19 protein-coding genes and 2 tRNA genes are annotated in these 25,817 nt (G+C 73.6%); 16 read left to right on the top strand and 5 right to left on the bottom strand.

Annotation, left to right across the window (positions count from 1 at the left end; translation table 11 throughout):
• The first annotated feature begins 136 nt into the window (after window positions 1-136).
• From HS041_RS13245 to HS041_RS13300, 12 genes are all read left to right on the top strand, one after another.
• On the top strand, window positions 137-1,645 hold the full coding sequence (locus HS041_RS13245) for a glycoside hydrolase family 3 protein (protein ID WP_196440991.1): 1,509 nt from the start codon (window positions 137-139) through the stop codon (window positions 1,643-1,645).
• Window positions 1,646-1,746: 101 nt separating this feature from the next.
• A complete protein-coding gene (locus HS041_RS13250; protein ID WP_374058862.1) occupies window positions 1,747-2,544 on the top strand; it encodes an SDR family oxidoreductase in 798 nt (265 codons plus the stop codon).
• Between the two features lie 42 nt (window positions 2,545-2,586).
• Entirely contained in the window at window positions 2,587-3,492 is a 906-nt protein-coding gene (locus tag HS041_RS13255) for an SDR family oxidoreductase (protein ID WP_196440992.1), read from the top strand.
• A gap of 114 nt (window positions 3,493-3,606) precedes the next feature.
• On the top strand, window positions 3,607-4,449 hold the full coding sequence (locus HS041_RS13260; RefSeq protein ID WP_196440993.1) for an ATP-grasp domain-containing protein: 843 nt from the start codon (window positions 3,607-3,609) through the stop codon (window positions 4,447-4,449).
• Between the two features lie 61 nt (window positions 4,450-4,510).
• A tRNA-Arg gene (locus HS041_RS13265) sits at window positions 4,511-4,583 on the top strand.
• Between the two features lie 102 nt (window positions 4,584-4,685).
• Window positions 4,686-4,758, top strand: a tRNA-Arg gene (locus tag HS041_RS13270).
• A gap of 72 nt (window positions 4,759-4,830) precedes the next feature.
• Entirely contained in the window at window positions 4,831-6,366 is a 1,536-nt protein-coding gene (locus HS041_RS13275; protein WP_196440994.1) for an SDR family NAD(P)-dependent oxidoreductase, read from the top strand.
• Entirely contained in the window at window positions 6,366-7,499 is a 1,134-nt protein-coding gene (locus HS041_RS13280) for a leucine-rich repeat domain-containing protein (RefSeq protein ID WP_196440995.1), read from the top strand. The genes HS041_RS13275 and HS041_RS13280 overlap by 1 nt, the downstream gene beginning before the upstream one ends.
• Entirely contained in the window at window positions 7,496-9,214 is a 1,719-nt protein-coding gene (locus tag HS041_RS13285; protein WP_196440996.1) for an ankyrin repeat domain-containing protein, read from the top strand. Before HS041_RS13280 ends, HS041_RS13285 begins: the two co-directional genes overlap by 4 nt.
• Window positions 9,211-10,428 (top strand): AAA family ATPase, encoded by a 1,218-nt coding sequence (locus HS041_RS13290; RefSeq protein WP_196440997.1) that lies wholly within the window; start codon window positions 9,211-9,213, stop codon window positions 10,426-10,428. The genes HS041_RS13285 and HS041_RS13290 overlap by 4 nt, the downstream gene beginning before the upstream one ends.
• Window positions 10,429-10,431: 3 nt before the next feature.
• The gene (locus tag HS041_RS13295; RefSeq protein ID WP_196440998.1) at window positions 10,432-11,706 is read left to right on the top strand and encodes a vWA domain-containing protein; all 1,275 of its coding nucleotides are present in this window, start codon (window positions 10,432-10,434) and stop codon (window positions 11,704-11,706) included.
• Between the two features lie 96 nt (window positions 11,707-11,802).
• Entirely contained in the window at window positions 11,803-12,414 is a 612-nt protein-coding gene (locus HS041_RS13300) for an RNA 2'-phosphotransferase (RefSeq protein WP_501224828.1), read from the top strand.
• Here the strand turns inward: HS041_RS13300 and HS041_RS13305 are convergent.
• The 3 genes from HS041_RS13305 to HS041_RS13315 all read right to left on the bottom strand — a co-directional run bounded on the left by HS041_RS13305 (window position 12,395) and on the right by HS041_RS13315 (window position 15,199).
• Window positions 12,395-13,684, bottom strand: coding sequence for an RNA polymerase sigma factor (locus tag HS041_RS13305; RefSeq protein ID WP_196440999.1), 1,290 nt, complete (start codon window positions 13,682-13,684; stop codon window positions 12,395-12,397). The genes HS041_RS13300 and HS041_RS13305 overlap by 20 nt on opposite strands.
• Window positions 13,685-13,689: 5 nt before the next feature.
• A complete protein-coding gene (locus HS041_RS13310) occupies window positions 13,690-14,040 on the bottom strand; it encodes a YciI family protein (RefSeq protein ID WP_230879190.1) in 351 nt (116 codons plus the stop codon).
• 202 nt (window positions 14,041-14,242) lie between these two features.
• Window positions 14,243-15,199 carry a LysR family transcriptional regulator gene (locus HS041_RS13315; protein ID WP_196441001.1) on the bottom strand — a complete coding sequence of 319 codons (957 nt, stop codon included), beginning with the start codon at window positions 15,197-15,199 and terminating at the stop codon, window positions 14,243-14,245.
• Window positions 15,200-15,551: 352 nt separating this feature from the next.
• Between HS041_RS13315 and HS041_RS13320 the strand changes: the two genes are divergently transcribed.
• Together HS041_RS13320 and HS041_RS40005 are read left to right on the top strand one after the other, a co-directional pair.
• Window positions 15,552-18,116 (top strand): collagenase, encoded by a 2,565-nt coding sequence (locus tag HS041_RS13320; RefSeq protein WP_196441002.1) that lies wholly within the window; start codon window positions 15,552-15,554, stop codon window positions 18,114-18,116.
• Between the two features lie 138 nt (window positions 18,117-18,254).
• The gene (locus tag HS041_RS40005) at window positions 18,255-19,127 is read left to right on the top strand and encodes an NUDIX hydrolase (RefSeq protein WP_307845273.1); all 873 of its coding nucleotides are present in this window, start codon (window positions 18,255-18,257) and stop codon (window positions 19,125-19,127) included.
• Between the two features lie 33 nt (window positions 19,128-19,160).
• On the opposite strand, the gene HS041_RS13330 is transcribed toward HS041_RS40005, so the two are convergent.
• Complete coding sequence (locus HS041_RS13330; RefSeq protein WP_196441003.1) at window positions 19,161-21,725, bottom strand: M14 family zinc carboxypeptidase; 2,565 nt, start codon at window positions 21,723-21,725, stop codon at window positions 19,161-19,163.
• Between the two features lie 92 nt (window positions 21,726-21,817).
• On the bottom strand, window positions 21,818-22,579 hold the full coding sequence (locus HS041_RS13335; protein ID WP_196441004.1) for an SDR family oxidoreductase: 762 nt from the start codon (window positions 22,577-22,579) through the stop codon (window positions 21,818-21,820).
• Between the two features lie 191 nt (window positions 22,580-22,770).
• On the opposite strand from HS041_RS13335, the gene HS041_RS13340 reads away from it, so the two are divergent.
• Together HS041_RS13340 and HS041_RS13345 are read left to right on the top strand one after the other, a co-directional pair.
• Window positions 22,771-24,597, top strand: a complete 1,827-nt coding sequence (locus HS041_RS13340; RefSeq protein ID WP_196441005.1) for an ABC transporter substrate-binding protein — start codon at window positions 22,771-22,773, stop codon at window positions 24,595-24,597.
• Between the two features lie 98 nt (window positions 24,598-24,695).
• Window positions 24,696-25,781 carry an ABC transporter permease gene (locus HS041_RS13345; protein ID WP_196441006.1) on the top strand — a complete coding sequence of 362 codons (1,086 nt, stop codon included), beginning with the start codon at window positions 24,696-24,698 and terminating at the stop codon, window positions 25,779-25,781.
• Window positions 25,782-25,817: the final 36 nt, after the last annotated feature.

A 25,817-nucleotide genomic window follows, 5' to 3' on the forward strand; every position in this document is an offset into this window, starting at 1 on the left:
TATAGCAATTAGGAAACTTTCCTATTAGATTTGCGCCCAAGCCGGACGAGAGCGCTTTCTCGCGGCCCATGAGACGACGGGTTGTCCGCACGCGTCCGGCAGGCCATGCCGCCGGTCCGCCAGGCGAGGAGGATGCATGAAGCGCGGCCCTGAGCTGCTCCGGCTGGCCGACACGGTTCTTCTCCCCGGCTTCGAAGGACGGACACCGCCCGACTGGCTCCGGCGGCGGCTGGGGGAGGGGCTGCCCGGAGTGGTGCTCTTCTCCCGCAACATCGCCTCCCCCTCCCAGATGGCCGAGCTCACGGCGGCGCTGCGCGCGGAGAACCCGCACGTCCTGGTGGGCATCGACGAGGAGTCCGGAGAGGTCACCCGCCTGGAGGCCGCCACCGGGAGCACCCGGCCGGGGAACTACGCGCTCGGCGTCGTGGACGACGCCGAGCTCACCGAGAGGATCGCCAGAGACCTCGGCCACGACCTCGCCAGGGCGGGCGTCAACGTCGACTTCGCGCCCTCGGCGGACGTGAACTCCAACCCCGACAACCCGGTCATCGGCCTGCGCTCCTTCGGCGCCGACCCCGAGCTCGTCGCCCGGCACACCGTCGCCTGGGTCAGAGGGCTGCAGTCCGCGGGCGTGGCCGCCTGCGCCAAGCACTTCCCGGGCCACGGCGACACCGCCGTCGACTCGCACCACGGTCTCCCGCTGGTGACCGCCACCGCCGAGGAGCTCCACGAGGTGGCGCTGCGCCCCTTCGGCGCGGCGATCGAGGCGGGCGTGCGCCTGGTCATGACCGGCCACCTGCTGGTCTCCGCCCACGACGGGGAACTGCCCGCCACGCTCAGCAGCCGGATCCTGCACGACCTGCTCAGAGTGGAGATGGGCTTCGAGGGCGTCATCGTCACCGACGGCATCGAGATGGCGGCCGTCTCCGGGCCCTACGGCATCGGCGGCGCCTCGGCCCGGGCCATCGCCGGGGGCGCCGACGCCGTCTGCGTGGGCGGGGAGAACGCCGACGAGCGGACCGCGATCCTGGTCCGCGACGCCATCGTGGACGCCGTGGTCGAGGGGCGGCTCCCGGAGGAGCGCCTGGCCGACGCGGCCCGCAGGGTCGCCGAGCTCGCCGCGTGGAGCGCCCCGGGCCAGGTCCCTCCGGCGGTCCCCGGCCGCCCCGGCGACGTCCCGGCCGGCCTGGCCGCCGCCCGGCGCGCGCTCAAGGTCACCCGCCGCTCCGCCTCCGCGGTCCTCCCGCTGCCCGCTCCGCCGCACGTGGTCGAGCTCGCCCCGGAGATGAACCTCGCCATCGACAAGGGCACCCCCTGGGGGGTGGGCGAGCCGCTCGGCAAACTCCTGCCCGGCACCACGGTGACCCGTCTGGACGCCTCGACCGCCACCGGGGGTGCCGTCGAGGCCGTGCTGGCCTCCGCCGCCGGGCGCCCCCTGGTCCTCGTGGTCCGTGACGCCCACCGGCACGCCTGGCAGGCGGACGCGCTCGGCCACATCCTGGCCGCCCGCCCGGACTCCGCCGTGGTCGAGATGGGGCTGCCCGGCCGCTCCGACCTCGGCGCCGTCCACATCGCCACGCACGGCTCCGCCCGCGTCTGCGGTCAGGCCGCCGCCGAACTCCTCGCCGGGGACCTCCCGGTCTGAGCCGTCGTCCGGTGCCGGGGGTCGCATGTCTGAAATGCACTGACATTACTTGGTAAAGGGCGTTCCTCTCTTTCCCCTGTTTTACCTAACGCTTGCTTGGTATGGTGGCGTGCGGCAAGGCGGGCGGAGAGGGCGAGGACGGGATGCGGGTCTCCTACGACTACACCGGCTCCGTGGTTCTGGTGACCGGCGGGACCAGGGGGATCGGCGCCGGGATCGCCGGGGCGTTCCTGGGCGCCGGTGCCGAGGTGGTCGTGTGCGCCCGCAAGGAGCCGGCGACCGCCGTCCCCGGCCGCCTCGTGACGGCCGACGTGCGGGATCCGGCGGACGTGGACCGGCTGGTCGGCGGGATCGAGGAGAGGTACGGCCGGCTCGACGTCGTGGTGAACAACGCGGGGGGCTCGCCGTACGCGCCGGTGGCCGGAACCCCCGCCCGGCTGCACGCCCGCGTCATCGAGCTCAATCTCACCGCGCCGCTGCTGGTCGCCCAGCGCGCCCACCCGCTCCTGGCCGCGGGCGCCGCCGGCTCGGTCATCATGATCGGGAGTTCGAGCGGCACCCGCCCCTCGCCCGGCACCTCCGCCTACGGCGCGGCCAAGGCGGGCCTGCACCACCTGGCGGCCTGCCTCGCCGCGGAGTGGGCCCCGCGCGTCCGGGTCAACACGGTGGTCGTCGGCCTCGCCGAGACCGAGGCCGCGGCCGGTCACTACGGCGGGCCGGAGGGCGTCCGGCGGATGGGCGCGGCGATCCCGGCCGGGCGGATGGCGTCTCCCGCGGACGCGGCCGCCGCCTGCCTGTGGCTGGCCGCTCCCGGCTACGTCACCGGGGCCGAGATCGCCCTGCACGGCGGCGGCGAGGTCCCGGCCTGGCGGGAGATCGCCTCTGGACAGGGCGGGTGAACTCCCGGAAACTCTGGATGATCACGGCGAAGGGACCTTTGCATGGGCGGGATCTGTGACGGGCGCGTGGTGGTCGTGACCGGGGCCGGGCGCGGAATCGGGCGGGAGCACGCCCTGGAGTTCGCCCGGCAGGGGGCGAAGGTCGTGGTCAACGACCTCGGCACCGGCCCGGACGGGAGCGGGCGCTCCGGCGGTCCCGCGCTGGACGTGGTCGGGGAGATCCAGGCCATGGGCGGCCGGGCGGTGGCCAACAGCGACGACGTCGCCGACTGGGACGGCGCCGCGCGGCTGGTCAAGATGGCGCTGAGCGCCTTCGGGCGGCTGGACGTGCTGGTGAACAACGCCGGGTTCGTCCGCGACCGCATGCTGGTCTCGATGACCGAGCACGAGTGGGACGACGTGATCCGCGTCCACCTCAAGGGGCACTTCCTGCCGCTGCGGCACGCCGCGGCGCACTGGCGGGAGCGGTCGAAGGCCGGAGAGCGGGTGGACGCCCGGGTGATCAACACCTCTTCGGGAGCCGGTCTGCTCGGCAGCGTCGGCCAGGGCAACTACGCCGCCGCCAAGGCGGGCATCGCGGCTCTCACCCTGGTGGCCGCCGCCGAGCTGGGCCGGTACGGCGTGACCGTCAACGCCATCGCCCCGGCCGCCCGCACCCGGATGACCGAGGAGGTCTTCGCGCAGGCGATGGCCCGGCCGGAGGGCGGCTTCGACGCCATGGACCCGGCCAATGTGGCGCCGCTGGTGGCCTGGCTGGGGTCGGCGGAGGCCGCACACGTCACAGGTCGGGTGTTCGAGGTGGAGGGCGGGGTCATCTCGCTCGCCGGCGGCTGGCGGCACGGCCCGCGCGCCGAGCGCGACACCCGCTGGGAACCGGCCGAGGTCGGCGAGGCGGTCGCCAAGCTGCTCGCCGACGCGCCCGCTCCGGAGCCGGTCTACGGCGGGTGAGCCCGGCGCCCGGCGGACGGGCCGTCTCAGATCGTGGAAATCCGCCGAGGCGGGCCCCGCCGTCGATGTGTAATGTCCTTAATGTTGTTTAGATACTGACATTGGGGCATTCTCGTGAGCATCTCCGCGGCGTACGTGACCTACGAGGACCTGGACGGATTCGACGACGAGAAGGAGATCGCGCTCGCCGCATGGGCCGATGCCGGGATCTCCGGGCGGATCGTGCGCTGGGACGACCCCGCAGTCGACTGGGCCGCCTTCGACGTCGTCGTGGTCCGCTCGGCCTGGGACTACGTGGCCCGGCGCGAGGAGTTCCTCGCCTGGGCGCACCGGGTCGAGGCCGTGACCCGGCTGGCCAACCCCGCCGCCGTGCTGGCGCGCAACACCGACAAGACCTACCTGCGGGACCTGGCGGTCCCGACCATCCCCACCTCCTGGGTCGCGCCGGGCGAGACCGCCGACCTCCCGGTCCTCGCCGAGTACGTGGTCAAGCCCGCGATCTCGGCGGGCGCCCGGGACACGATCAGGACCGCCGACCGGGAGAAGGCGACGGCCCACGCGGCCCGGCTGGCGGCCGAGGGCCGCACCGTGATGATCCAGCCCTACCTGGACATGGTCGAGACCGAGGGGGAGACCTCGCTGCTCTACTTCGGCGGCCGGTTCAGCCACGCCGTACGCCGCAACCCGATGCTCGCCGGAGGCACCACCGCACCCGACGCCGACAACGCCCGGGCCGAGGTCCGCACCCCCGCCGCCGACCAGGTCGCCCTCGCCGAGCGGGTCCTGGCCGAGTTCCCCGGCGTGCTCTACGCCCGCGTGGACCTGGTCAGGCTCCCCGACGGCAGTCCCGCCCTCATCGAGGCCGAGCTCGCCGAGCCGTACCTGTTCCTGCGCTACGCCCCCGGCGCCGCGGAGAATCTGGCCCGCGCGGTCCTCAGGTGGGCCTCCCCGGCCTGAGCCGGAGCCCGGCGGCCCGGCGCCGCCGGGGCGCGTCCTCCCGGTTACGCTGTCGGGCGGCGGGGCCGTAGCGCAGAGGTCGTCGCGCCCGCCTTCGGAGCGGGAGGACGCCGGTTCGAATCCGGCCGGTCTCGCCGCCTCTGCCCCTCAGGTCCCCGCCAGGCGGACCGCCCGCAGCCGTGTGGCTTCGCGCGATGGATGAAATGTCGCGATCGTTCGCTACGCTGTCGGGCGGCGAGGCCGTAGCGCAGAGGTCGTCGCGCCCTAGCTGCGAGCAGGAGGACGCCGGTTCGAATCCGGCCGGCCTCGCCGTCTTTCACGAGGAGAGGTGATGGTGTCGATCAGCCCGCGCGACGGGGTGACGCCCAGCCGGACGGTCCCGTGCTGACGCAGCAGGACATCGAGACCTGCCTGCGGGTGCTGGCGCGGGCGAGCGAGGCGGACCCCGACGACCCGCGCTGGGAGGCCGTGCGCCAGGCCGCCGGGCAGATCCACCGGGCGAACAAGAAGGCCCGGAAGGCGGCACGGCGAGCCGGCCTGAGGCGCCGTGACCAGGAGGCCGTCGCCGCCTCCGAGCGCTACCGGGAGCAGGACCCCGGCTCAGAGCCGGCGGCCGGCGGTCCGGCTCCGCGAGCGGTCACCGCTTCGTCCCGTGGGGAGACCGCGACCTCTCCCACGGTGTCTCCCGCGACGCCTCCCACCGTGTCTCCCACCGTTTCTCCCGTGACGGTCCCGCGCCTGCTGGCCCGCCCGCGCCGGTGCTATGTCTGCAAGACCTTCTACCGGCAGGTCCATCCCGACTACCACCTGCTCTGCTCCGACTGCTCGGAGGAGAACCTCGTCCGCCGGCACGCCCGCTGCGACCTGCGCGGACGACGGGCGATCGTCACCGGGGGCCGGGTGAAAATCGGCTTTCACGTGGCGCTGAAGCTGCTGCGGGACGGCGCCGAGGTCCTGGTCACCACCCGCTTCCCCCGCGACGCCGCCCGCAGGTTCGCGGCCGTCCGGGACTCCGGGGACTGGCTGGAACGCCTGCACGTGCACGGCGTCGACCTGCTCGACCTGCCCGCGGTGGCGGGTCTGCTGGACTCGGTCCACCGGCGGTTCCCGCACCTCGACATCCTCGTCAACAACGCCGCCCAGACGATCCGCCGCCCGCCCGCCTACCACCGTGAGGTCCGCGCGGCCGAGAACGATCCGCTGACGGGCGAGGCCGCGGGGGTCGACGTGGCGGACGCCGGGGGAGAGGCCGCTCCCGTCCTCCCCTCCGTGGTGCCCGCCCTCTCGCCGGGGAGCCCCGGCGCTTCCTCCCGCCCGGCCGCGACGGACGGCCGCGCGCCCGCCGGGGGCGGCACGGCGGTGCGGGAGCCCGACCTGGAGGCGCTCTTCCCCGCCGGCCGTACGGACGAGACCGGCCAGCCGCTGGACCTGCGCGAGCACAACAGCTGGAGCCTGCGCCTGCACGAGGTGGACCCGGTGGAGTGGCTGGAGGTGCAGACGATCAACGCCTTCGCCCCCTTCCTGCTCACCTCGCGGCTGCGCGGGCTGCTGGAGGCCTCCCCCTTCCCCGACCGGTACGTCGTGCAGGTCTCGGCGATGGAGGGCAGCTTCTCCCGGGAGAACAAGACCGTCCGGCACCCGCACACGAACATGGCCAAGGCGTCGCTGAACATGCTGACCCGTACGGCCGCCGCCGACTACGCGGCCTCCGGCATCCACATGAACAGCGTGGACACCGGCTGGGTGACCGACGAGCGGCCGCATCCGGCCAAGACGGCGCAGCGGGAGGCCGGCTTCCGCCCGCCGCTGGACGTCATCGACGGGGCCGCCCGGGTGTACGACCCGATCGTGCGCGGCGTCGGCGGGGAGCGGATGTCCGGCCTGTTCCTGAAGGACTACCGACCGGTGGAGTGGTGATGACCGAGCCGACGCCCGTGCGCTGCCCCGCGATCGAGCACCCCGACGTGCCGCCCGCCGACCCGGCGGGCCTCGATCCGCTCCTCGCCCGGCTGGCCGTACCGGCCCCGGTCGAGGCCGACGAGGCGTTCCCGCTGGGCACCCTGCGGCCGGACGGGCGGGTCGACCTGTGCAAGCAGGGGCTCGGCACGGCGGGCGCGGCCCGGCTGCTGCCCGCCGTCGTGGACTCCCCGCACGCGGTCCACCTGCTGCTGGGCACCAACGCCATCGGAGACGCGGGCGCCCGGGCGGTCGCCGCCGCGCTGGAGGCCGGCCACGGCCTGCGCACGCTGTACCTCGGCTGCAACCGCATCGAGGCTTCCGGAGCCGGGGCCCTCGCCGACCGGCTGTCAGCCGACGGCACCGTGCTGGCGCTCTGGCTCAAACGCAACCCCGTGGGCGACGCCGGGGTCGGCGCACTCGCCGCGATGCTGCGCCGCAACACCACGCTGCGCACCCTCGACCTGGTCAACACCGGCCTCACCGCGGAGGGCCTGCGCGTCCTGCTGGCGGCCCTGGCGGACCGGCCGCGGCCGGTCGAGCGCCTCTTCCTCGGCGGGAACGGCCTCGGCGCGGATGCGGCCCCGCTGCTGGCCGCGCTGATCCGCGACGCGGGCGTCCGCGAGCTCTACCTGCAGGCCAACCATCTGGGCGACGAGGGCGCGGCGATGCTCGCCGCGGCGGCCGACCCGGCCCGGCCGGTCCGGCTCGGCCTGGGAGGGAACGGGATCGGCCTGGCCGGGGCGCGGGCGCTGGCTGCCGCGCTCGGCGGGATCGAGGCGCTCGACCTGGGCAGGCCGCCGTCGGAGCAGGCCCTGGGAGCCCCCTCCAACGCCACCGGGGACGCCGGGGCGGAGGCGCTGGCCGCCGCGCTGCCGGGCAGCCCGTTGCGCCGGCTGGAACTGCGCCACACCGGCCTCACCGGGCGGGGCGCGAAGGCGCTGCTGGCGGGTGTCCGCGGCGACACGCTCCTGGAGTACGTCGGGATGGGGCCCGGCGTGCCCCGGAAAGTGAAGCGCTCCCTCGCGCCGCGCCTGCGACCGGCCGGACGGACCGCGGCCGACCTGCGGGCGATCGGGAGCGTCTACCGGTGAGTGTGCGCCCGTCCCCTCTGATCTTCCCGCCCGACGAGGCGGCGAGCTGGCAGCGGGTCCGCCGCTACGCGGTGCCCCGATGGATGATCGAGCAGGCGGCCGAACGGCGCCTGGCCGGAGACTGGCGGGGCGCGTGCGCCGTCGCCGGTGTCGACGTCGCGTTCGACCTGGCCGGGGTCGCCCGGGAGTACGGCGCTGCGGTCGCGGCGGAGCTCGAAGACGATCTGCGCCATCTCGCGCCGGACCTGCTCCGCTGGCACCTGCCCCGGATACTGCACGGCCACACCACGCTCGCCACCGGGGAGAAGGTGGTCCTGGCCGGCTACGGCCCACCGGGGCGGCCGGAGGTCCCCCGCCTCCACGTGGCCACGCCTCTGATGACCGGCGGGCCGCAGCGGCTCACGCTGCGCCTCGGCCGGGTCCATGACGGCCGGGCGCCCGGCTGGTCGTGGTCCGAGCTCTCTCGGGACTGGGCGGCGGCGCGGCACCTGTGGGACGTACGGCACACCGCCGAACTGCGGCTGCGTTGCGGGGGCGGGAACGACAGAGCGCCGTTCTTCGACGCCGACGGCACCCCGCGCACGGCGGCCGATCTGCCCGCGGCGGACCCGGGACACGAGGACCCCGCCGCGCGTACGGAGTGGGTCACCTCGCTGCACGAGGAGGGCATGACCGCGGCGGCCTTCGCCGCCGTGGGCATCGACCTGGACATGCCGGAGGAGGAGCGCACCCGCTGGCACGAGGGACGACCGCTGGACGTCATGAAGTGGATCCCCCTGGTGCTGACCCGGCTCGGGCCGGAGATGCGGAGGCTGGCCGACGAGGGCGAGGGGGACCGCTTTCACATCCTGTACGGGTGGAACGAGGTCGTGATGGTCGAACCCGGACCGGATCGGGGACGCCTGAGGTGCCGGCTGACCGAGCGGCAGAAGGAAGCCGCCACGGTCCTGCCCGAGGCCTGCTGGCGCCGCCTGCCCGATCTCGATCTGCTGCGCGACGCCAGGATCTCCCCGGACCACCTGCACCCGCTGGTGCGCGCCTCCCTGTTCCCCGGCCGCCCGGACACCGGCGGCCCGTACGGGCCGCCGGATCCTCCCGCCCCCGCTCCCGTCCGGGTCCGGTGCCGGGGGGAGTGGCACGAGGTGGCCGCCCGCGACGGCGGCCTCCAGATGCCGCACAGCGCGGTGGAGCAGCAGCGCGAACGCGCGATGCGGGCCTTCGGCGGGGCCGTCGCCGGGTGCTTCGCCGTACAGCAGGCGTGGACCTCGGGAAGCGGGCGGCTGCCCAGAGTGCTGCGCGCCCAGCGGCGGGAGTTGTTCGAGCGGGCGCAGCACGGCGACACCCCGGGGGTGCTGCGGCTGCTGGACGGGGGCTTCGATCCCCACGTGCGCGACGGCATGGGGCGGACGCTCCTGCACGTGCTGAACCTGCTCGACCACGAGCCGCTGCTGCCCCGGCTCCTGGCGGCGGGCCTCGGCCTCGAGGCGGAGGACCAGCGGGAGCGCACCCCGCTGCACACGGCCGTCGCCGAGCGCGGCTCCGCGGACCTCGTGCGGGCGCTGCTCGCCGCGGGGGCGCGGATCGACGCAGTCGACCAGGAGGGCCTCTCGCTGGGCAACCTGATCCACCGGTACAAGCGCCGCGACCTGGAGTTTCTCAGGAAACAGGGCATCGGCGCCGGCCTGTGGCCGGATGAGCCGTCCGGCGACGCATGAGCAGGGAAGGCGAACGAGAAAAAGTGAACGCCGCCGCGACGGATCCACTGGCCGCCGCCGACGACCTCAACCGCCGGGCCCGCGCCGTGCGGACCGAGCCGGCGGTGAACCCGCGGCTGGAGGCGCTGGCGCTGGCGGTCTCGGCCAACCAGCCCGTCCTGCTGTGGGGCGAGCCGGGCATCGGCAAGTCCGCGGGCATGGAGCGGCTCGCCGCCGGACTGGGCGTCCCCCTGGAGACGGTCATCGCCAGCGTGCACGAGCCGTCCGACTTCGCCGGGCTGCCGATCGTCGGTGAGGACCCCGCCGTGACGGGTGTGCCGATGGCCCCGCCCGACTGGGCGGTCCGGCTCGCCACGACGGGCCGGGGCCTGATCTTCTTCGACGAGCTGTCCTCCGCGCCGCCCGCCGTGCAGGCGGCACTGCTGCGCGTGGTCCTCGAACGGCGGGTGGGCAGCCTGGCCCTGCCGGAGGCGGTGCGGATCGTCGCCGCGGCCAACCCGCCGTCCAGCGCCGCCGACGGCTGGCACCTGAGCCCGCCGTTGGCCAACCGCTTCGTCCATCTGCGCTGGACGCACGACCCCCGGACGGTGGCCCGGGGCATGGCCGGCACCTGGCCGGAGGTGCCCGTCCCGGTCGTCGACCCCGCCAGGGTCCCCGGCGCGCTCGCCCGCGCCCGCGGCGCGATCTCCGGCTTCCTCACCGCCCGGCCGGGGCTGGTCCACCACATGCCCGCCGATGCCGAGGCCAGGGGAGGGGCCTGGCCGTCCCCGCGGACCTGGGAGATGGCGCTGCGGCTGCTCGCGACCGGGTACGCGGCACGGGCGGGCTCGGAGGCGGTGGCCATGGCCGTGGTCGGCGCGATCGGCGACGGCGCCGGCATCGAGCTGCTCTCCTATCTCGACCAGCTCGACCTGCCCGACCCCGACAGGGTGCTGGCCGACCCGGACGCCTTCGCCCTGCCCGAGCGGGGCGATCGGCAACTGGCGTTTCTCACCGCCGTGGTCGCCGCGGTCCAGGGCGAGCTCACCCGCTCCCGCTGGGAGGCCGGTTGGGCGGTGCTGGCCAAGGCCGTCGAGGCGGGCGTGCCCGACGTGGCGGCGCAGGCCGCCGTCGATCTGGCGGCGCTGCGCGACACCGGCTGGCCGGTGCCGAGCGGCATCGACGGTTTCCTGGACCTGCTCCAGCTCTCCGGCGCGCTGCCCGGAGGCGGCTGATCCATGGCGGGACCGGGCGGGGAAGAGGACGGCGTACCCGGCGGCGGCCGGCGCGGGGCGTCCGCCGGGGGGCGGGGCGGGACGTCCGGCGAGGAGCGCGGTGCGGCCCTCGACCGGGTCAAACTGCTCGCCGCCCGGTACCGGGCCGCAGGCGAGCGGCCCTACCTCGCCTCGGCGCTGTACGCGCTGTCGGTCGTGCCGAGCGCGGGCGTGCCGACGATGGGCGTCGACCGGCACTGGCGATGCTACGTCTCGCCCGCCTTCGTCGAGGCCACGTCGGTGCCCGAGCTCGCGGGAGTCTGGATCCACGAGGTGGCGCACCTGCTCCGCGACCACCACGGCCGCGCCGACCGGCTCGCCGCCGCCGACCAGCGCGACCGGTTCCGGATCAACGTCGCCCAGGACTGCGAGATCAACGACGACCTCCTCGCCGACCGCCTGACCCTGCCCGAGGGCCGGATGGAGCCCCGCCTCTTCGGCCTGCCGGAAGGGCTGCTGTTCGAGGAGTACCTGCCGCGCCTGCCGGCGCACGTCCGCGCACCCGACTGCGGCTCGGGCGCCCACGGCCGGCCGGCCCCCTGGGAGCTGGGCGACGCCTCCGGCACGGCGGGCCTCGGCCCGGTCGAGGCGGAGGCCCTGCGCCGGCACACCGCCGAGGCGATGCGTGCCCACCAGCGCGCCCGGGGCAGCCTCCCGGCGGGCTGGCGGCGCTGGGCGGAGCGGACGCTCGAACCCGTCGTGGACTGGCGGCGGGTGCTGGCCGGCGCGGTCCGGGAGGCGGTCGCCTGGGCCGGAGGCGCGGTCGACTACACCTACCGCCGCCCGTCCCGCCGCACCCCGGCGCTGCGGGGAGCCGTGCTGCCGAGCCTGCGCCGCCCCCTGCCGCGGGTGGCCGTCGTCGTCGACACCTCCGGATCGATGGGCGAGGCCGAGCTCGCGGCGGCGCTGGGCGAGATCGGCGGGGTGCTGCGGGAGGTCGGCCTGCGGGGCAACCGGGTCACCGTGCTGGCCTGCGACGCCGACGTGCACGCGGTGTCCCGGGTGACCTCCGCCGAGCAGATCGCCCTCGCCGGAGGCGGCGGCACCGACATGCGCGTCGGCATCCGGGCGGCGCTCGCCGCGCGCGACCGGCCGGACGTGGTGATCGTCCTCACCGACGGGTACACCCCCTGGCCCGGGGAGAACCCGTCGTGCCGGTTGATCGCCGCTCTGATCGGCGAGGATCCGCCCGCCCCTCCCGGCTGGGTGGAGACCGTCCGGATTCCGCCGGGGGCGTAGCCGGCAGCGGCCGGGCGCCGGAAAACCCGTGGACGCGCCGTTCGCCCGGCGGGGAGGCTGGACTCATGTGCTTGTCGACGGAGAGGACGGCGAGAGGTGAGAGGAAAGGGCTCGCGCGGCGCGGCGAAGGCGGCGCGCAGGCGCGACGGCGCACGTGAGGGCGCGTTGGACGAGCGGCGGCTGGTGAGGATCTCCAAGTATCTGGCCAAACATCTGCGGCATCAGCCCGAGCAGATCGGGATCGAGCTGGACGAGCGCGGTTGGGTGGGGGTCGACAGGCTGCTGGCCGCGGCGGCGGCGCACGGGTTCCCGATCTCGCGGGCGGAGCTGGAACAGGTCGTGGCGGGCAACGACAAGCGGCGCTACGCGATCGAGGACGGCAGGATCAGGGCCAGTCAGGGGCACTCGGTGGAGGTGGACCTCGATCTCCCGGTGGCCGAGCCGCCCGCTCTCCTCTACCACGGCACGGTGGCCGGGAACCTGGCCGCGATCCGCGCCGAAGGGCTGCGGCCGATGAACCGCCATCACGTCCACCTCTCACCCGACCCGGAGACCGCCACCCGCGTCGGAGCGCGCCGGGGAAAGCCGGTCGTGCTGGCCGTCGACGCGGGGGCGATGCGCGCGGCCGGGCACGAGTTCCGCCTCAGCGCCAACGGCGTCTGGCTGGCGGACGGCGTTCCCCCGTCCTTCATCCGTTTTCCGGGCTGACGGCGGCCGCCTCGACCACGTCGAGCCTGCGTCGCAGGTATGCGCGCTCGGGCCCGGTGCCGGCCAGGCCGAGTGCTTGCCGGTAGGCGGCCGCGGCCTCGGAGAACCGGCCGAGCCGGCTCAACAGGTCCGCCCGGGCCGCCGGGTACGGATGGTAGCCGCGCAGCCGCGGTTCGCCGGACAGCCCGTCGAGCAGCGCCAGGCCCGCTTCCGGGCCGTCGCGCATCGCAACCGCCGCGGCCCGGTTCAGCGCGACGATCGGGGACGGCGCGAGAGTGAGCAGCACGTCGTAGAGCGCCACGATCTGCGGCCAGTCGGTGGTCGCGACGTCCGGAGCCTCGTCGTGCAGGGCGGCGATCGCGGCCTGCACCCCGTACGGGCCGGGCGGGCCGCCGGTCAGCGCGACGAGCACCAGGTCGCTGCCCTCCCGGATCATCGTACGGTCCCAGCGGCCGCGGTCCTGGTCGTCGAGCAGCACGAGCCCGCCGTCCGGGCCGGTCCGCGCGGCGCGCCGCGCGTGGATCAGGAGCATCAGCCCCAGCAGGCCCGCGACCTCCCGCTCGGCGGGCAGCAGCCGGCGCAGGATCCGCGCCAGCCTGATGGCCTCCTCGGCGAGGTCGAGCCGCTGCAGATCCGGGCCCGAGCTGGCCGCGTAGCCCTCGGTGAAGATCGAATAGATGACCTGGAGCACCCCCGGCAGCCGCTCCGGCAGTTCGTCCGCGCCGGGTACGCGGAACGGGATGCGGGCCTCGCGGATCTTCTTCTTCGCCCGCACGATCCGCTTGGCCATCGTCTCGACCGGCACGAGGAAGGCCCGTGCGACCTCGGGTGTCGTCAGTCCGGCGAGGCAGCGCAGGGTCAGCGCCCCGCGGTCCTCGGCGGGCAGCGCCGGATGGGCGCAGGTGAAGAACAGCTGCAGCCGCTCGTCGGGCAGGTCGCCGTCCGCACCCGCAGGCGGGACGGGACCGGTCCGGTCCGCCTCCACCTGCAGGACGGCGAGCCGGGCGGCGTAGACCCGGTCCCGCCGCAGCCGGTCGACGGCCTTGCGCCGTGCCGTCGTCATCAGCCAGGCCCCGGGCTTGGGCGGAACGCCCTCGGCCGGCCAGTGCACCAGCGCCGCCTCGATCGCCTCGGAGGCGACCTCCTCGGCCAGGTCGAGATCGCCGAAGCGGCGGACGAGGGAGGCGAGCAGCCGTCCGCGCTCCTCGCGGAACATCGCCTCCACGGTCGACTCCGCGGGGGTCACGGTCTCGGCTGCCCGCTCCTCCATCTCGGTCAGGCCTCGAACTCGGCGACCGGCCGCACCGTGACAGACCCGCCGCCGCGCGAGCCGGGGCAGCGGGCGGCCCAGTCGAGCGCGACGTCGAGGTCCGGCACGTCGATGACGTAGTAGCCGCCGAGGATCTCGCGTGTCTCGGCGAACGGCCCGTCCGTGACGGTCCGCTCACCCGCCGGGCCGACCCGGACCGTCGTGGCGGTGGTCAGGTCCGCCAGCGCGTCCCCGGAGACCCAGATCCCCGCGTCCTTCACGGCCTTGTCGTAGATCATCCAGTCCTCGAAGGAGGGGGCGTCGGCCGCCGCGGCCGTGTCGGCGGCGTCGGTCCCGGCGCTGTAGATCAGCAACATGTACTTCACGGTTGGGCTCCTGTGTCCTGTGGTGTTCTCGTGCGGCGGGATCGCCGTATGCCGTTACTACGAACGGGAGGTGTCCCGATGGACATGCCTTCCACGATTTTCTTCGAGACACGTCCCGGCGGCCTCGTCCGGACGGGGTCCACGACCCCCCACGTCCGTCGACGGCACCCGGCGTGCTCCGGCAGCGGGTGCGTCACAGGAGGGGGTGGACCTCGGGGTGGGCGTTCCACCAGCGGCTGAAGGCCGGGTTGTCGTCCACGTGGTCGGAGTATGCGTCCGCGAGGCCGCGGTAGACCGCCGCGACGTCCTCGGGGCTCAGCCGGTCCCTGCGCCAGGCCATGACCAGCCGGGCGGCCTGGGGCTCTCCGGCCAGCGGGCGGACGACCGTGCCGGCCGCCGCGGGCCAGGTGGGGTCGACCAGGCGTACTCCGTGGCCGGCCGCGATCAGGGGGTGGCCCGCACCGCTGGGGGCGTCGTAGCGCACGTCGGGCTCGAAGCCGGCCGCCCGGCATGCGGCCCGCAGCGCGGCGAGCGAGCCGTCCTCGGCGCCCGGCGGGCTGATCCACGCCTCGTCCCTCAAGTCGGCCAGCCGGATCTCGTCCTGCCCGGAGAGCGGGTGCTCCGCCGACAGCGCGACGAAGATCGGATACCTGGGGATCAGCGTCCGGCTGGTGACCGGTCCCGACAGGGTGACGCCGAACCCCTCGACGACGGCCAGCAGCACGGCGTCGAGGTGACCGCGAGCGAGCGCCTCGGCCAGCAGCACGGCGGACGGCTCGATGCGCAGGGAGACCCCGCGGCCGGGCAGGGACGCGCTCACCCGTTCCACGACGCTCGCCACGCAGGCCAGATGCGCGCAGCCCAGCCGGATGTCCCCCGCGGGGCCGGAGAACCCGCGCAGGTCGCCGAAGAGCGTCTCCGCCTCGGTGAGGACGATGCGCGCGCGGGCGATGACCTGGCGTCCGAGGACGGTCGGCTCCGCCCCGGAGCGGCTCCGGGCGAACAGTTCCCCGCCCACGACGGCCTCGACGCGGCGTAGCTGGGAGGTCATGGCCGGTTGGGAGAGGCCCAGCATGGCGGCCGCCCGGGTGACGCTGCCCGCCTCCGCTATCGCGCAGATCATGCGGAGATGCCTGAGATCGAGCTCCATGGTGAGAATTATGTGACATATCACGGCTGGTGGCCGGATATGTGGAGGACTTCCTTTCCTGATCCGCAGGGGCCGCGCCCGCTCCTTTCCGGGGAATCCGGCGCCCCGAGCCGGAGAGGCCGGTGCGGCCCCGGATCCGGCGGCCCGTCCCCGGATGGTCCGTCCCCGTCCCGTTGCGCAGGCGGCGCGGACGCCGGCTCCTCCGCAGCGGGGTCATAGCAAAGAATTATGCGGCGCCCTATGACGGCGAACCGCCTCCGGCCAGCAAGCTGCGGACTGCGCGCATCCCCTTCGACCGGTCCCCGGCCCCTCTCCCGCCTCCATCCGTCGATGGACACCCCCGGAGGTAAAATTGGCAACCAGGCCCACCCGATTGCGGCTGCTCGCCGCCCTGACCGCCGCCGGCCTGCTCCTGCATCCGGCGCCGGCCGTGCCCGCGGTCGCGGCCAGCGCGTCGCCCGCGAACGTGACCGCCGTGCCGCCGGCGAGGACGGGCCCGACCGGTGAGCCTGCGCCGGTCAAGGCGAGCTCCGCCGACGACGACCCGCAGCACGTCCGCAGGTCCCGGCTGGCCGTACGGGACCGCCCGCCTCTGCCCGCCTCGACGGACGCGCTCCGCCGCGACTACGACGAGCCCGTGGAGACCGCGCCGCGCCCGAGGCCGTCGTCGCCGAAGAACAGGAGCGCCGCGGCGGCGGCCTGCGACCCGGCCGACTTCACGAGCCGCTCGGGGAGCGCCCTGGTCCGGCAGATCAGGTCCTCGGCCACCGACTGCGTCAACACCCTGTTCAACCTGTCCGGCGACGACGCCCGCCGGGCCTTCCGCGAGATGCAGATGACCACGGTCGCCTACGCTCTGCGGGACAACGCCGCCTCCTACCCGGGGGACAACAGCACCGGCACCGCCCAGCTCGTGCTGTACCTGCGGGCCGGCTACTACGTCCAGTGGTCCAACGCGTCCACCGTGGGCCCCTACGGCAAGGCGCTGGAGGCCGCCGTCGAGGCCGGACTCGACGCCTTCTTCGGCAACCGCCGCTCCATGACGGTCAGCGACGCCAACGGCGAGGTCCTCGCCGAGGCGGTCACCCTGATCGACAGCTCCGAGCAGAACGACCGCTACCTCCACGTCGTCAAGCGGCTGCTCGACGGCTACGACAGCTCCTACGACGCGCACTGGTGGATGGTCAACGCGGTCAACAACGCCTACACCGTGCTCTTCCGCGGACACCAGGTGCCCGCGTTCGTCACCGCCGTCCAGTCGGACCCGAGCATCCTGAACACGCTCAGCTCCTTCGCCCTGAAGCACATCGGCCTGCTCGGCACCGAGCGCGGCTACCTCGCCTCCAACGCCGGCCGTGAACTCAGCCGCTTCCTCCAGCACCAGCCGCTGCGGTCCACGGTCCGGCCGCTGGTCAGGAGCCTGCTCTCGCGCAGCAGCATGACCGGGCCGACCGCCCGGCTCTGGGTCGGGGCGGCGGAGATGGCCGACCAGTACGACAAGGCCAACTGCTCCTTCTACGGCACCTGCGACCTGCAGCGGAGGCTGGCCGCCGCGGCTCTGCCGGTCACCCGCACCTGCGGCGCCGGCATCAGGATCCGCGCCCAGCAGATGACCTCGGGACAGCTCGCCGAGACCTGCGCCGGTCTGGCCGGGCAGGACGCCTACTTCCACGACCTCGCCAGGAGCGGCGGTCGCCCGGTCGCCGGCGACCGCAACACCACCCTGGAGGTCTGCGTCTTCGACTCCAGCGCCGACTACCAGACCTACGCCGGGGTGATGTTCGGGATCGACACCGACAACGGCGGCATGTACCTGGAGGGCGACCCGGCCGCCTCGGGCAACCAGCCGAGGTTCATCGCCTACGAGGCCGAGTGGAAACGGCCGGACTTCATGATCTGGAACCTCAACCACGAGTACACGCACTACCTCGACGGCCGCTTCAACATGCACGGCGACTTCACCGCCGGCATCTCCACGCCGACCGTCTGGTGGATCGAGGGCTTCGCCGAGTACGTCTCCTACGGTTACCGCAAGGTCGTCTACGACGGCGCGATCACCGAGGCGGCCCGGCAGACCTACCGGCTCAGCACGCTGTGGGACACCACCTACTCCCACGACACCACCCGCGTCTACCGCTGGGGCTACCTCGCGGTCCGGTACATGATCGAGAAGCACCCCGGCGACGTCGCCACCGTGCTGGGCCACTACAGGACCGGCGCGTGGGACTCCGCCCGGTCCTTCCTGACCGGCACACTCGGCAGCCGCTACGACACCGACTGGCGGACGTGGCTGGCCGAGTGCGCCGCGGGCGGGTGCGCGGGCGGCGGTGGCGGCTCCAACCGGGCGCCGTCGGCGGGTTTCACGTTCACCGCCGACGAGCTCACCGCCGCCTTCACCGACACCTCCACCGACCCCGACGGCACGATCTCCGCGCGCCGGTGGGAGTTCGGCGACGGCGCCACCTCCACCGCCGCCGCCCCATCGCACGCCTACGGCTCCGCCGGGACCTACACCGTGAAGCTGACCGTCACCGACGACGACGGCGCGACCGCCACCAGCACCAAGCAGGTCACCGTCTCGGCCGTCCCCGAGTGCACCTCCGCCGACACCAGGCGGCTGGACCGCGACTGCAGGCGCAGCGGCCTGGTGGAGACCGAAGGCAACTACGCCTACCTCTACCTGTCCCTCCCCGCGGGCGTCCGCACCCTGACCGTCACCTCCTCGGGCGGCACGGGCAACGCCGACCTCTACTACAACGGCGCCACCTGGGCCACCGCCTCGTCGTACACCAAGCGCTCGACCGGCGCCGGCAACGCCGAGACCATCACCGTCACCGACCCGCCGGCCGGATACGTCTACATCAGCCTGCACGCGACGGCGGACTTCACCGGCGCCACCGTCAAGGTCCGGTACTGACGGCCCGGCCGGGCCCGATCCGGGCAGCGGACACCGACGGGGCCACCTGACCCCGCGGCCGGGGCGGCCGGCGCCGGACCACGAGTCCGGTGCCGGCCGCCCTTCCGGAAGCCCGCGGATCCGGTAGCGTGCCTCGGCGTGGACAGAGCGGAACAGGCCCCGGCAAGCCCGGCGGCGGACGGAGACTTCGGCGTGCCGGGCTCGCTGGCCCGGGTACTCGCCGACATCGGGGCGGAGCGGGCCGCACAGGACGCGAGGTGGGGGATCCAGGACATCCCCGACGGCACCGGCCCGGAGGGCGCGGCCGCCGCGGAGCGGGCCAAGGACGAGACCTCGGCGGCGTTCGCGGACGGGACGCTGAGCTGGCGGCACATCCTCATCGAGGAGGTGCTGGAGGCGTTCGCCGAGGACGACCCCGAGGCGCTCCGGACCGAGCTGGTCCAGGTCGCCGCGGTCGCCGCCAAGTGGGTCCAGGCCCTCGACCGGCGTACCTCCCGGCCGGGCCGGGCAGAGCGGTTCAGGGCGATCGTGGATGTCCACGTCCTCCTGGTCCGCGACGGCGAGCTGCTGCTGATGCGCAGGGCGAACACCGGCTACGGCGACGGCCGCTGGCACCTGCCCTCCGGCCACCTGGAGGCGGGGGAGTCGGCCGTGCACGCGGCCGTGCGCGAAGCCCGCGAGGAGACCGGCGTGACCATCGCCCCCGAGGACCTGTCCTTCGCCCACGTCATGCACCGCGCCCCCGACCGCGTAGGGCTGTTCTTCCTGGCCGGCGGATGGGAGGGCGAGCCGTGCAACGCCGAGCCGGACAAGTGCTCCGAGATCGCCTGGTTCCCGCTGGACGACCTTCCTCCCGACACGATCGGCTATCCCGCGGCGGCCGTACGGGCCGTCGCCGCCGGACAGCTTTTCGCCCTCCACGAATGGGACGGTGCCGATGAGGGGAACCGATCCCCGTTCGCCGTCGGAGCGCCGGCCCGGTCAGAAGTACGGCGTGCGTCTGCAGGGTGAGGACGCACGCCGTACCGGATGGATCGGCGGGGCTCAGCGGGGCAGGGCCACCGCGAGCGGGGTGACGCCCGCCGCGCGCAGGGCCCCGGGCAGTTTCGCCGCCCACGGGTGCTCGTCCAGGCTCAGGCCGCCGGGGTTGGCGACGACGAGGCGGACCGCGCCGCCGGGGGCGGGCTGTTCGGTCCAGGCGGCGCCGAAGCCGGTCAGGACCCCGGCCAGAGCGGCCTTCTGGGCCGGGGGGACCGTGATCCGGATCGGGGACTCCCGGTCGGGTACGGCCGCCGCGGCGCGGGCGGCCTCCGGCGCGGGGGTTTGCGCCTTGAGCCGGGCGGAGGGCAGGTCGGCGGTGACGGCGTTGGCGACGAGTTTGGCGGTGCCGTCGGTGAAGGCGCGGAAGTTCGGGTCGGCGGCGAACAGCACCGCGTGGCCCGCGCCGACCGGCTCGGCCACCACCGCTGCCGTGCCGCCGAGCTCCTCGGCGCCCCGCGCGAAGCCGGACAGGAACCACTGCGGCGAGTCCGCGGCCGGGTAGGAGACCACCGCGTGGGACGGGTCGGCGGCCCGCATCACCAGGTCGTAGGCGTAGAAGGACATCACGCTCGGCCCCACGCCCGTGCTCAGCGGCCCCTGCGAGACGGTCGCCCGCAGCAGCGAGCCGGGCACGTCGGAGGTCGGCTCGGCCAGGGTGACGCCGGAGACACCCGCCAGCACGGCGAGCCGGGTGCCGCCCGCCCAGCCGACGTACCGGCCGCCCGCGGCGACCCAGTCCCGCAGCGCCGCACGGCCCGCGTCGCCGAGGGCGGTGTCGGCCGCGGCGGACGGGCCGTCGGGGACCAGCAGCACGTCCAGCCCGGTCAGTTTGCCCGCGGCGACGTCGGCGGGGACGAGCACCTCGTACGGGAGCTTCCACTCGCGGTCGAGCCGGTGGCGGAGCCAGCCGGTGGACTCGTTGGCGGCCTGGGACGGGCCCGCCATCTGCAGGACGCCGATCCTGCGGGAGGTGGTGACCCGGCCGGAAGGCGCTGCGACGGGTCTGACCGGGGTCGCGGCCGGGAGCAGCACGGCTCCGGAGGAGCCGCCGGAGACGTTGGCCAGCAGCGGCAGGCTCCAGGCGGTCACGTCGTAGAAGTAGGGGAACGGCGTGTAGGCGTCCTCGTGGAGCATGGCCTGGATCCAGTGCTTCTGCCCCTGGGCCATGGGGATCCAGTAGGTGCCCTCGGGCAGGACGGTCCTGGCCTCGGGCCTGCCGTACGCCTTGAAGTCCCTGACGGTCAGCGGCCGGGCGAGCCTGAACACCTGCACGTCCATGCGCTGCAGGCGGCGGACGATCAGGTCGGTCTCGGCCTTCTTGGCCGGGTCGTCGGCGCGCAGGAAGTAGTGGCGGACCTTCCGGTCCGGGACCTGGGTGATGACCTCGTTGCCGGGGTTGTAGACCTTGTTCGGTTCCAGCTCGCCCGCCAGGCCCTGCCGGAAGGCGTCCCGGTGCATCCCGGCCCAGGCGGTGAGGATCTCCGTCTTGCGGTCGGCGGCGGCCGAGAGCGAGACCCACTGGGTGAGCCACTGCTCGAAGGTCCGGGCGGCGATCGGGGAGGCGTTGCCCTTCTCGAAGGTCATGCCGGCGGCGTTGAAGCCGGTCGTCGGGACCGTGTCGCCGTAGCCCATGTAGAACATGTCGTAGACGTCGCGGTTGAAGAAGGGGATCCCGCGCCGGGTGAACTCGCCGATCATCGAGGCGCCGTAGACGTCGTTGATCCAGCCGATCGCGGGCTCGGCGATGTCGTGGTAGAACGGGTCGGCGTTCGGCGGGAAGAAGTACTCCGTGCCGCCCATCTCGTGGGCGTCGACGAACAGTTGCGGCGGATACTTCCGGAGCAGCTCGATCTTGCCGTCGGTCTCCGGCTGGGTCCGGGCGAACCAGTCGCGGTTCATGTCGAAGGCGTAGGCGTTGCGCCGGGTGTCGGCCTCGCGGCCGTCGGGGTTCTGCGTCGGCAGGATGACGACGACGGCGTTGTCCAGGATGCGCCGGGCCGCGCAGTCGTCGCGTCCCGCGAGGTCGTGCAGGGTCTTCAGCGCGGCGTCGGTGCCGCTCTCCTCGCCGCCGTGGACGTTCCCGGCGACCCAGAGGATCGCGGGCGTCGTCCGGGCGACGGCCCGGGCGGCGGGTTCGGGGGTCAGCGGGTTGCGCAGCAGCTTGATCGCGGCTTCGATCGCGGGCAGGTTCCGGATGTTGCGGGGAGTGCCGACGATCGCGTACTTCAGCGCGCGGCCCTGTGCGCTGGTGGCCAGGCTGCCGGAGACGACCCGGTCGCTGGCGGCGTCGATCGCGGCCAGCAGGGTGTCGGACTCGGCGGTGGTGACCTCGCGCTCGCCGAGGTCGAAGCCGAGCACGCTGCGGGGCGTGGGCACGCCGCCGATGTGTGAGGGGGTCGTCTGGGTGGCGTCGCAGGGGGTGGGAGCGGGGGTGGGGGATGCGGCAGGGGGATCCGCGTGGGCGGCCCCGGCGGGGAAGGTGACGGCGACGGCCAGGACGGCCGTCGCGATCACTTTGAAGCGGTTCGCCATGGCGATCACGGTGTCACCCGTGATCGTCAGCGGCAAGATGTGAAGTTTGCGGTTGTGTTGAGGGCGGGCGGAACCGGGCTCGCCCGTGGCCGGAGACCCCTCGGGGGCGCGACCCCGGGCGGGGGAGGCTATCCGTGGGTGGTGATGCCGCCGTCCACCGGGATCACGGCGCCGGTGAGGTAGGCGCCCGCCCGCGAGGCGAGGTAGATCGCGGTTCCGGCCATGTCCTCGGGGCTGCCGATCCGGCCCAGCGGCACGCTCGCGGCGATCGCGTCGCGGGTGCCCGGGTCGTCGAGGGCGAAGGCCATCATCTTGGAGTCGAACGGGCCGGGCGCGATCGCGTTGACCGTGATCGACTCGGCCGCGAGCCGGTGGGCCAGCTGGCGGGTGAGCATGTGCACGGCCGCCTTGGTGGTGGAGTAGGCGTAGGTCTCCAGCGCGGGCACCCGGATGCCGTCGACGGAGCCGATGTTGATCACCCGGGCCGGGGACTCGGCGGAGGCGGCGGCGCGCAGCAGCGGCAGGAAGCGCTGGGTCAGGTAGAACACGCCCTTGACGTTGACGCCCCAGAGCTTGTCGAAGGCGTGCTCGGGGTACTCCTCCAGGGGTGCGCCCCAGGTCGCCCCGGCGTTGTTGACCAGCACGTCCAGCCGGTCCTCGCGGGCGGAGACCGCCTCCACGAGCGCGGCGACGCCGTCGGCGGTGGACAGGTCGGCCGGTACGGCGGTGCAGCCCAGTTCGGCGGCGGTCTTCTCGACCTCGGCGGCCTTGCGCGAGGAGATGTAGACCGTGGCTCCGGCCTCGGCGAACCCCGCCGCGATCATCCGGCCGATCCCTCGGGAACCGCCCGTGACCACGACGGTCTTACCTTCCACGGAGAACAGACTCATGTCCGGTAAGCATGCCGTACGACCGTCCCGGCGTCCATACCGACTGGTCGGTTTCACGTGCGAAGGGAGTGAAAAATAATGCCGGTAAAAGAAACAAGAGTGAAACAATCTTCCATGACTCGTTGACACGTGGTCCCGACACGGTGTGACTTCGACTACAACGATTAGCCGGCTGGAAGGTGAGGACCGCCATGACCAGATTGGGTGCGCGGCTGGCGGCGCTGGGCCTGGCGCTGTCGCTCGCGGCTCTCCCCGCGACCGCCGCGCAGGCGCAGGCCGTGCGGGAACCCGCCGAGGGCAAGAGGATCGTCCGGCTGGGAGCGATCCAGGCCATCGACTCGATGAATCCCTTCCTGGCGGTCCGGGTGGTCTCGACCTCGGTCCACCGGTGGATGTACGCCTACCTGACGACTCCCGACTCCAAGACCCTCGCGCCGAGCCCGGACCTGGCGGAGTCCTGGGAGACCTCGGCCGACAAGCTGACGTGGACCTTCAAGATCCGGGACACGAAGTGGTCCGACGGCGCCCCGGTGACCGCGCACGACGCCGCCTGGACCCTCAACAAGATCATGACCGATGAGGGGGCCAAGACGGCCAACGGCCCGGCGGTGGAGAACTTCGCCTCCGTGACCGCGAGGGACGACCGCACGCTGGTCATCACGACCAGGAAGCCCCAGGCGTCGATGCTGGAACTGCCGATCCCGATCATGCCCAGGCACGTCTGGGAGAAGGTCCCCGACATCGCCGCCTTCGAGGCCGAGCAGTATCCGGCCGTCGGCAACGGGCCGTACATCGCGATCGAGCACAAGAAGAACGCCTACGTGAAGCTGAAGGCCAACCCGGACTACTGGCGCGGCGCCCCCAAGATCGACGAGCTGCACGTCATCTTCTACGAGAACCCCGAGGCGGCCAACGTCGGGCTGAAGAAGGGCGACATCGACTGGATCGGCCGGCTGTCCGGGCCGCACTTCACGGCACTGGCCGGCGACCCGAACATCGTGCAGTGGAACACCCAGGGCCGGCGGGCTTCCTACCTGCAGCTCAACCCCGGCGCGGCCACCGCGGACGGCGAGGAGATCGGCGACGGCCACCCGGCGCTGAAGGACCCCCGGGTGCGCCGGGCCATCCACCACGCCATCGACAAGAAGGCCCTGGTGGACCAGGTGCAGAACGGCCTGGCCGTGCCCGCCGACGGCTCGATCGTCCCGCCCATGTACAAGGAGTTCTTCTGGGAGGCCCAGGGCGGGACGCGGGTCACCTTCGACCCGGAGCGGGCGAAGAAGATCCTCGACGACGCCGGGTACAGGACGGGCCCGGACGGCGTCCGCACCATGCCGGACGGGGGCCGCAGGCTGGAGATGCGCTTCAGCATCCACACCGAGGACCCGGTCGAGGACAAGCTCGCCCAGTTCCTCACCGGCTGGCTCAAGGACATCGGCATCCGGCTGACCACGCGCAAGCTCGACTCCAACAAGTTCACCGAGGAGACCGGGAGCACCGCGCTGTACGACATCGCCATCAGCGGCTGGTCGGTCAACCCCGATCCCGAGGAGGTCTTCGCCACCCACCTGTGCAGCCGGCGGCCGACGGCGGCGGGTGAGGGCGGCGGCACCGAGTCGTTCTACTGCAACGAGGAGTACGAACGGCTCTACCAGGCGCAACTGGTCGAGCTCGACCGGGCCGCGCGTGCCGAGCTGATCAAGCGGATGCAGGAGAAGCTCTACACCGACGCGCCGGTCATCGCCCTCTACTACCCCAACAACTTGGAGGGCTACCGAAAGGACCGGATCACCTCGATCACCCCGGTCCCGGAGGACAAGGGCATCCTGTACGGCGGCAGCGGCTACTGGCCCGTCTACTCGCTCCAGGCGGTGGCGACCCCGTCCGGAGGGCCGGCCGGGGGCGGCTCCTCCACCGGTCTCATCGTGGGAATCGCGGCGGCCGCGGTAGTGGTTCTCGGCGCGGGCGGGTATCTCCTGGCCCGGAGGCGCCGTGCCGCCGCGGACGACCGGGAGTAGACCCGCATGGACTGGACGACCCTCATGAACCGGACGCGCTGCAGGGACCGGGCGGGCCGCATGGCCGTACCCGCCCGGACCGGACGCGGGTAAGGCGCATGACCGTACCCATCGAGACCGGGCCCGCCGCCGGGCCGGCGCCGGGCCCCGGGGAGGCCCCGGGGAAGGACACGGGGAAGGACGGGGCGCTCTCCGGGGCCTGGCGAGGCGTGCTCCGCTACGCTCTGGCCAAGCTCGGCGGCGCGCTGCTGAGCATCGGCATGGTCGTCGTCGCGACGTTCTTCCTGTTCCGGATGATCCCCGGCGACCCCGCCATCGCCTACACCCGGGACGTGCCGCTCACCCCGGACCAGCTCGACCTGCTCCGCCGCCAGATGGGGCTGGACCGGCCGCTGCCGGAGCAGTTCCTGGACTTCGTCCTCAAAGCACTCCAGGGCGACCTGGGCACCTCCTACGAGTACCGCCGCCCGGTCGCCGAGCTCATCGGCGAGCGGCTCGGACCGACCCTGCTGCTGGTCGGCACCGGCCTGACCGTCGCCGTCACCCTCGGCCTGTGGCAGGGCACCCGGGCCGCCTGGAATCACGGGGGGCGGCTGGACCGCTTCTCCACCGGGATCTCTCTCGTCCTGTGGTCGGTGCCGACGTTCTGGCTCGGCCTGCTGCTGCTGATGGTCTTCGCCGCCGGGGTGGGGCCGATCCCGGGAATCTTCCCCACCCGCGGCATGGAGGACGTCGACGCGCCCGGCGGCCCGCTCTACCTGCTGCACGTCGCCCATCATCTGGTGCTGCCGTGCATCACCCTCGTCGCCGTCGTCTACGCCCAGTACCTGGTCGTCATGCGCTCGTCCCTGCTCGACGAGATCGGCCAGGACTACGTGACCACCGCCCGCGCCAAGGGCCTGCGTGACGCCGAGGTGCGCCTCCGGCACGCCGTGCCCAACGCCATGCTGCCCACGGTGACGCTGGTCTTCCTGCACATCGGGCTGGTGGTCCAGGGCGCGGTGACCACCGAGACCGTCTACTCCTGGCCGGGGCTGGGCCTGCTGTTCTACGAGGCGATCAAGGGCCCGGACTTCGCCGTGATGCAGGGGACGTTCATGGTCCTGTGCGTGGCGGTGATCGTCATGAACACACTGGCCGACGTGCTCTACCACGTCCTGGATCCCCGGGTGAGGTCCGCATGAGCGAGCGAATCAGTGGGCACGGTGCGTCCGCGGATG

It is taken from the genome of Planomonospora sp. ID67723, from assembly GCF_015711605.1.
GTDB lineage: Bacteria > Actinomycetota > Actinomycetes > Streptosporangiales > Streptosporangiaceae > Planomonospora_A.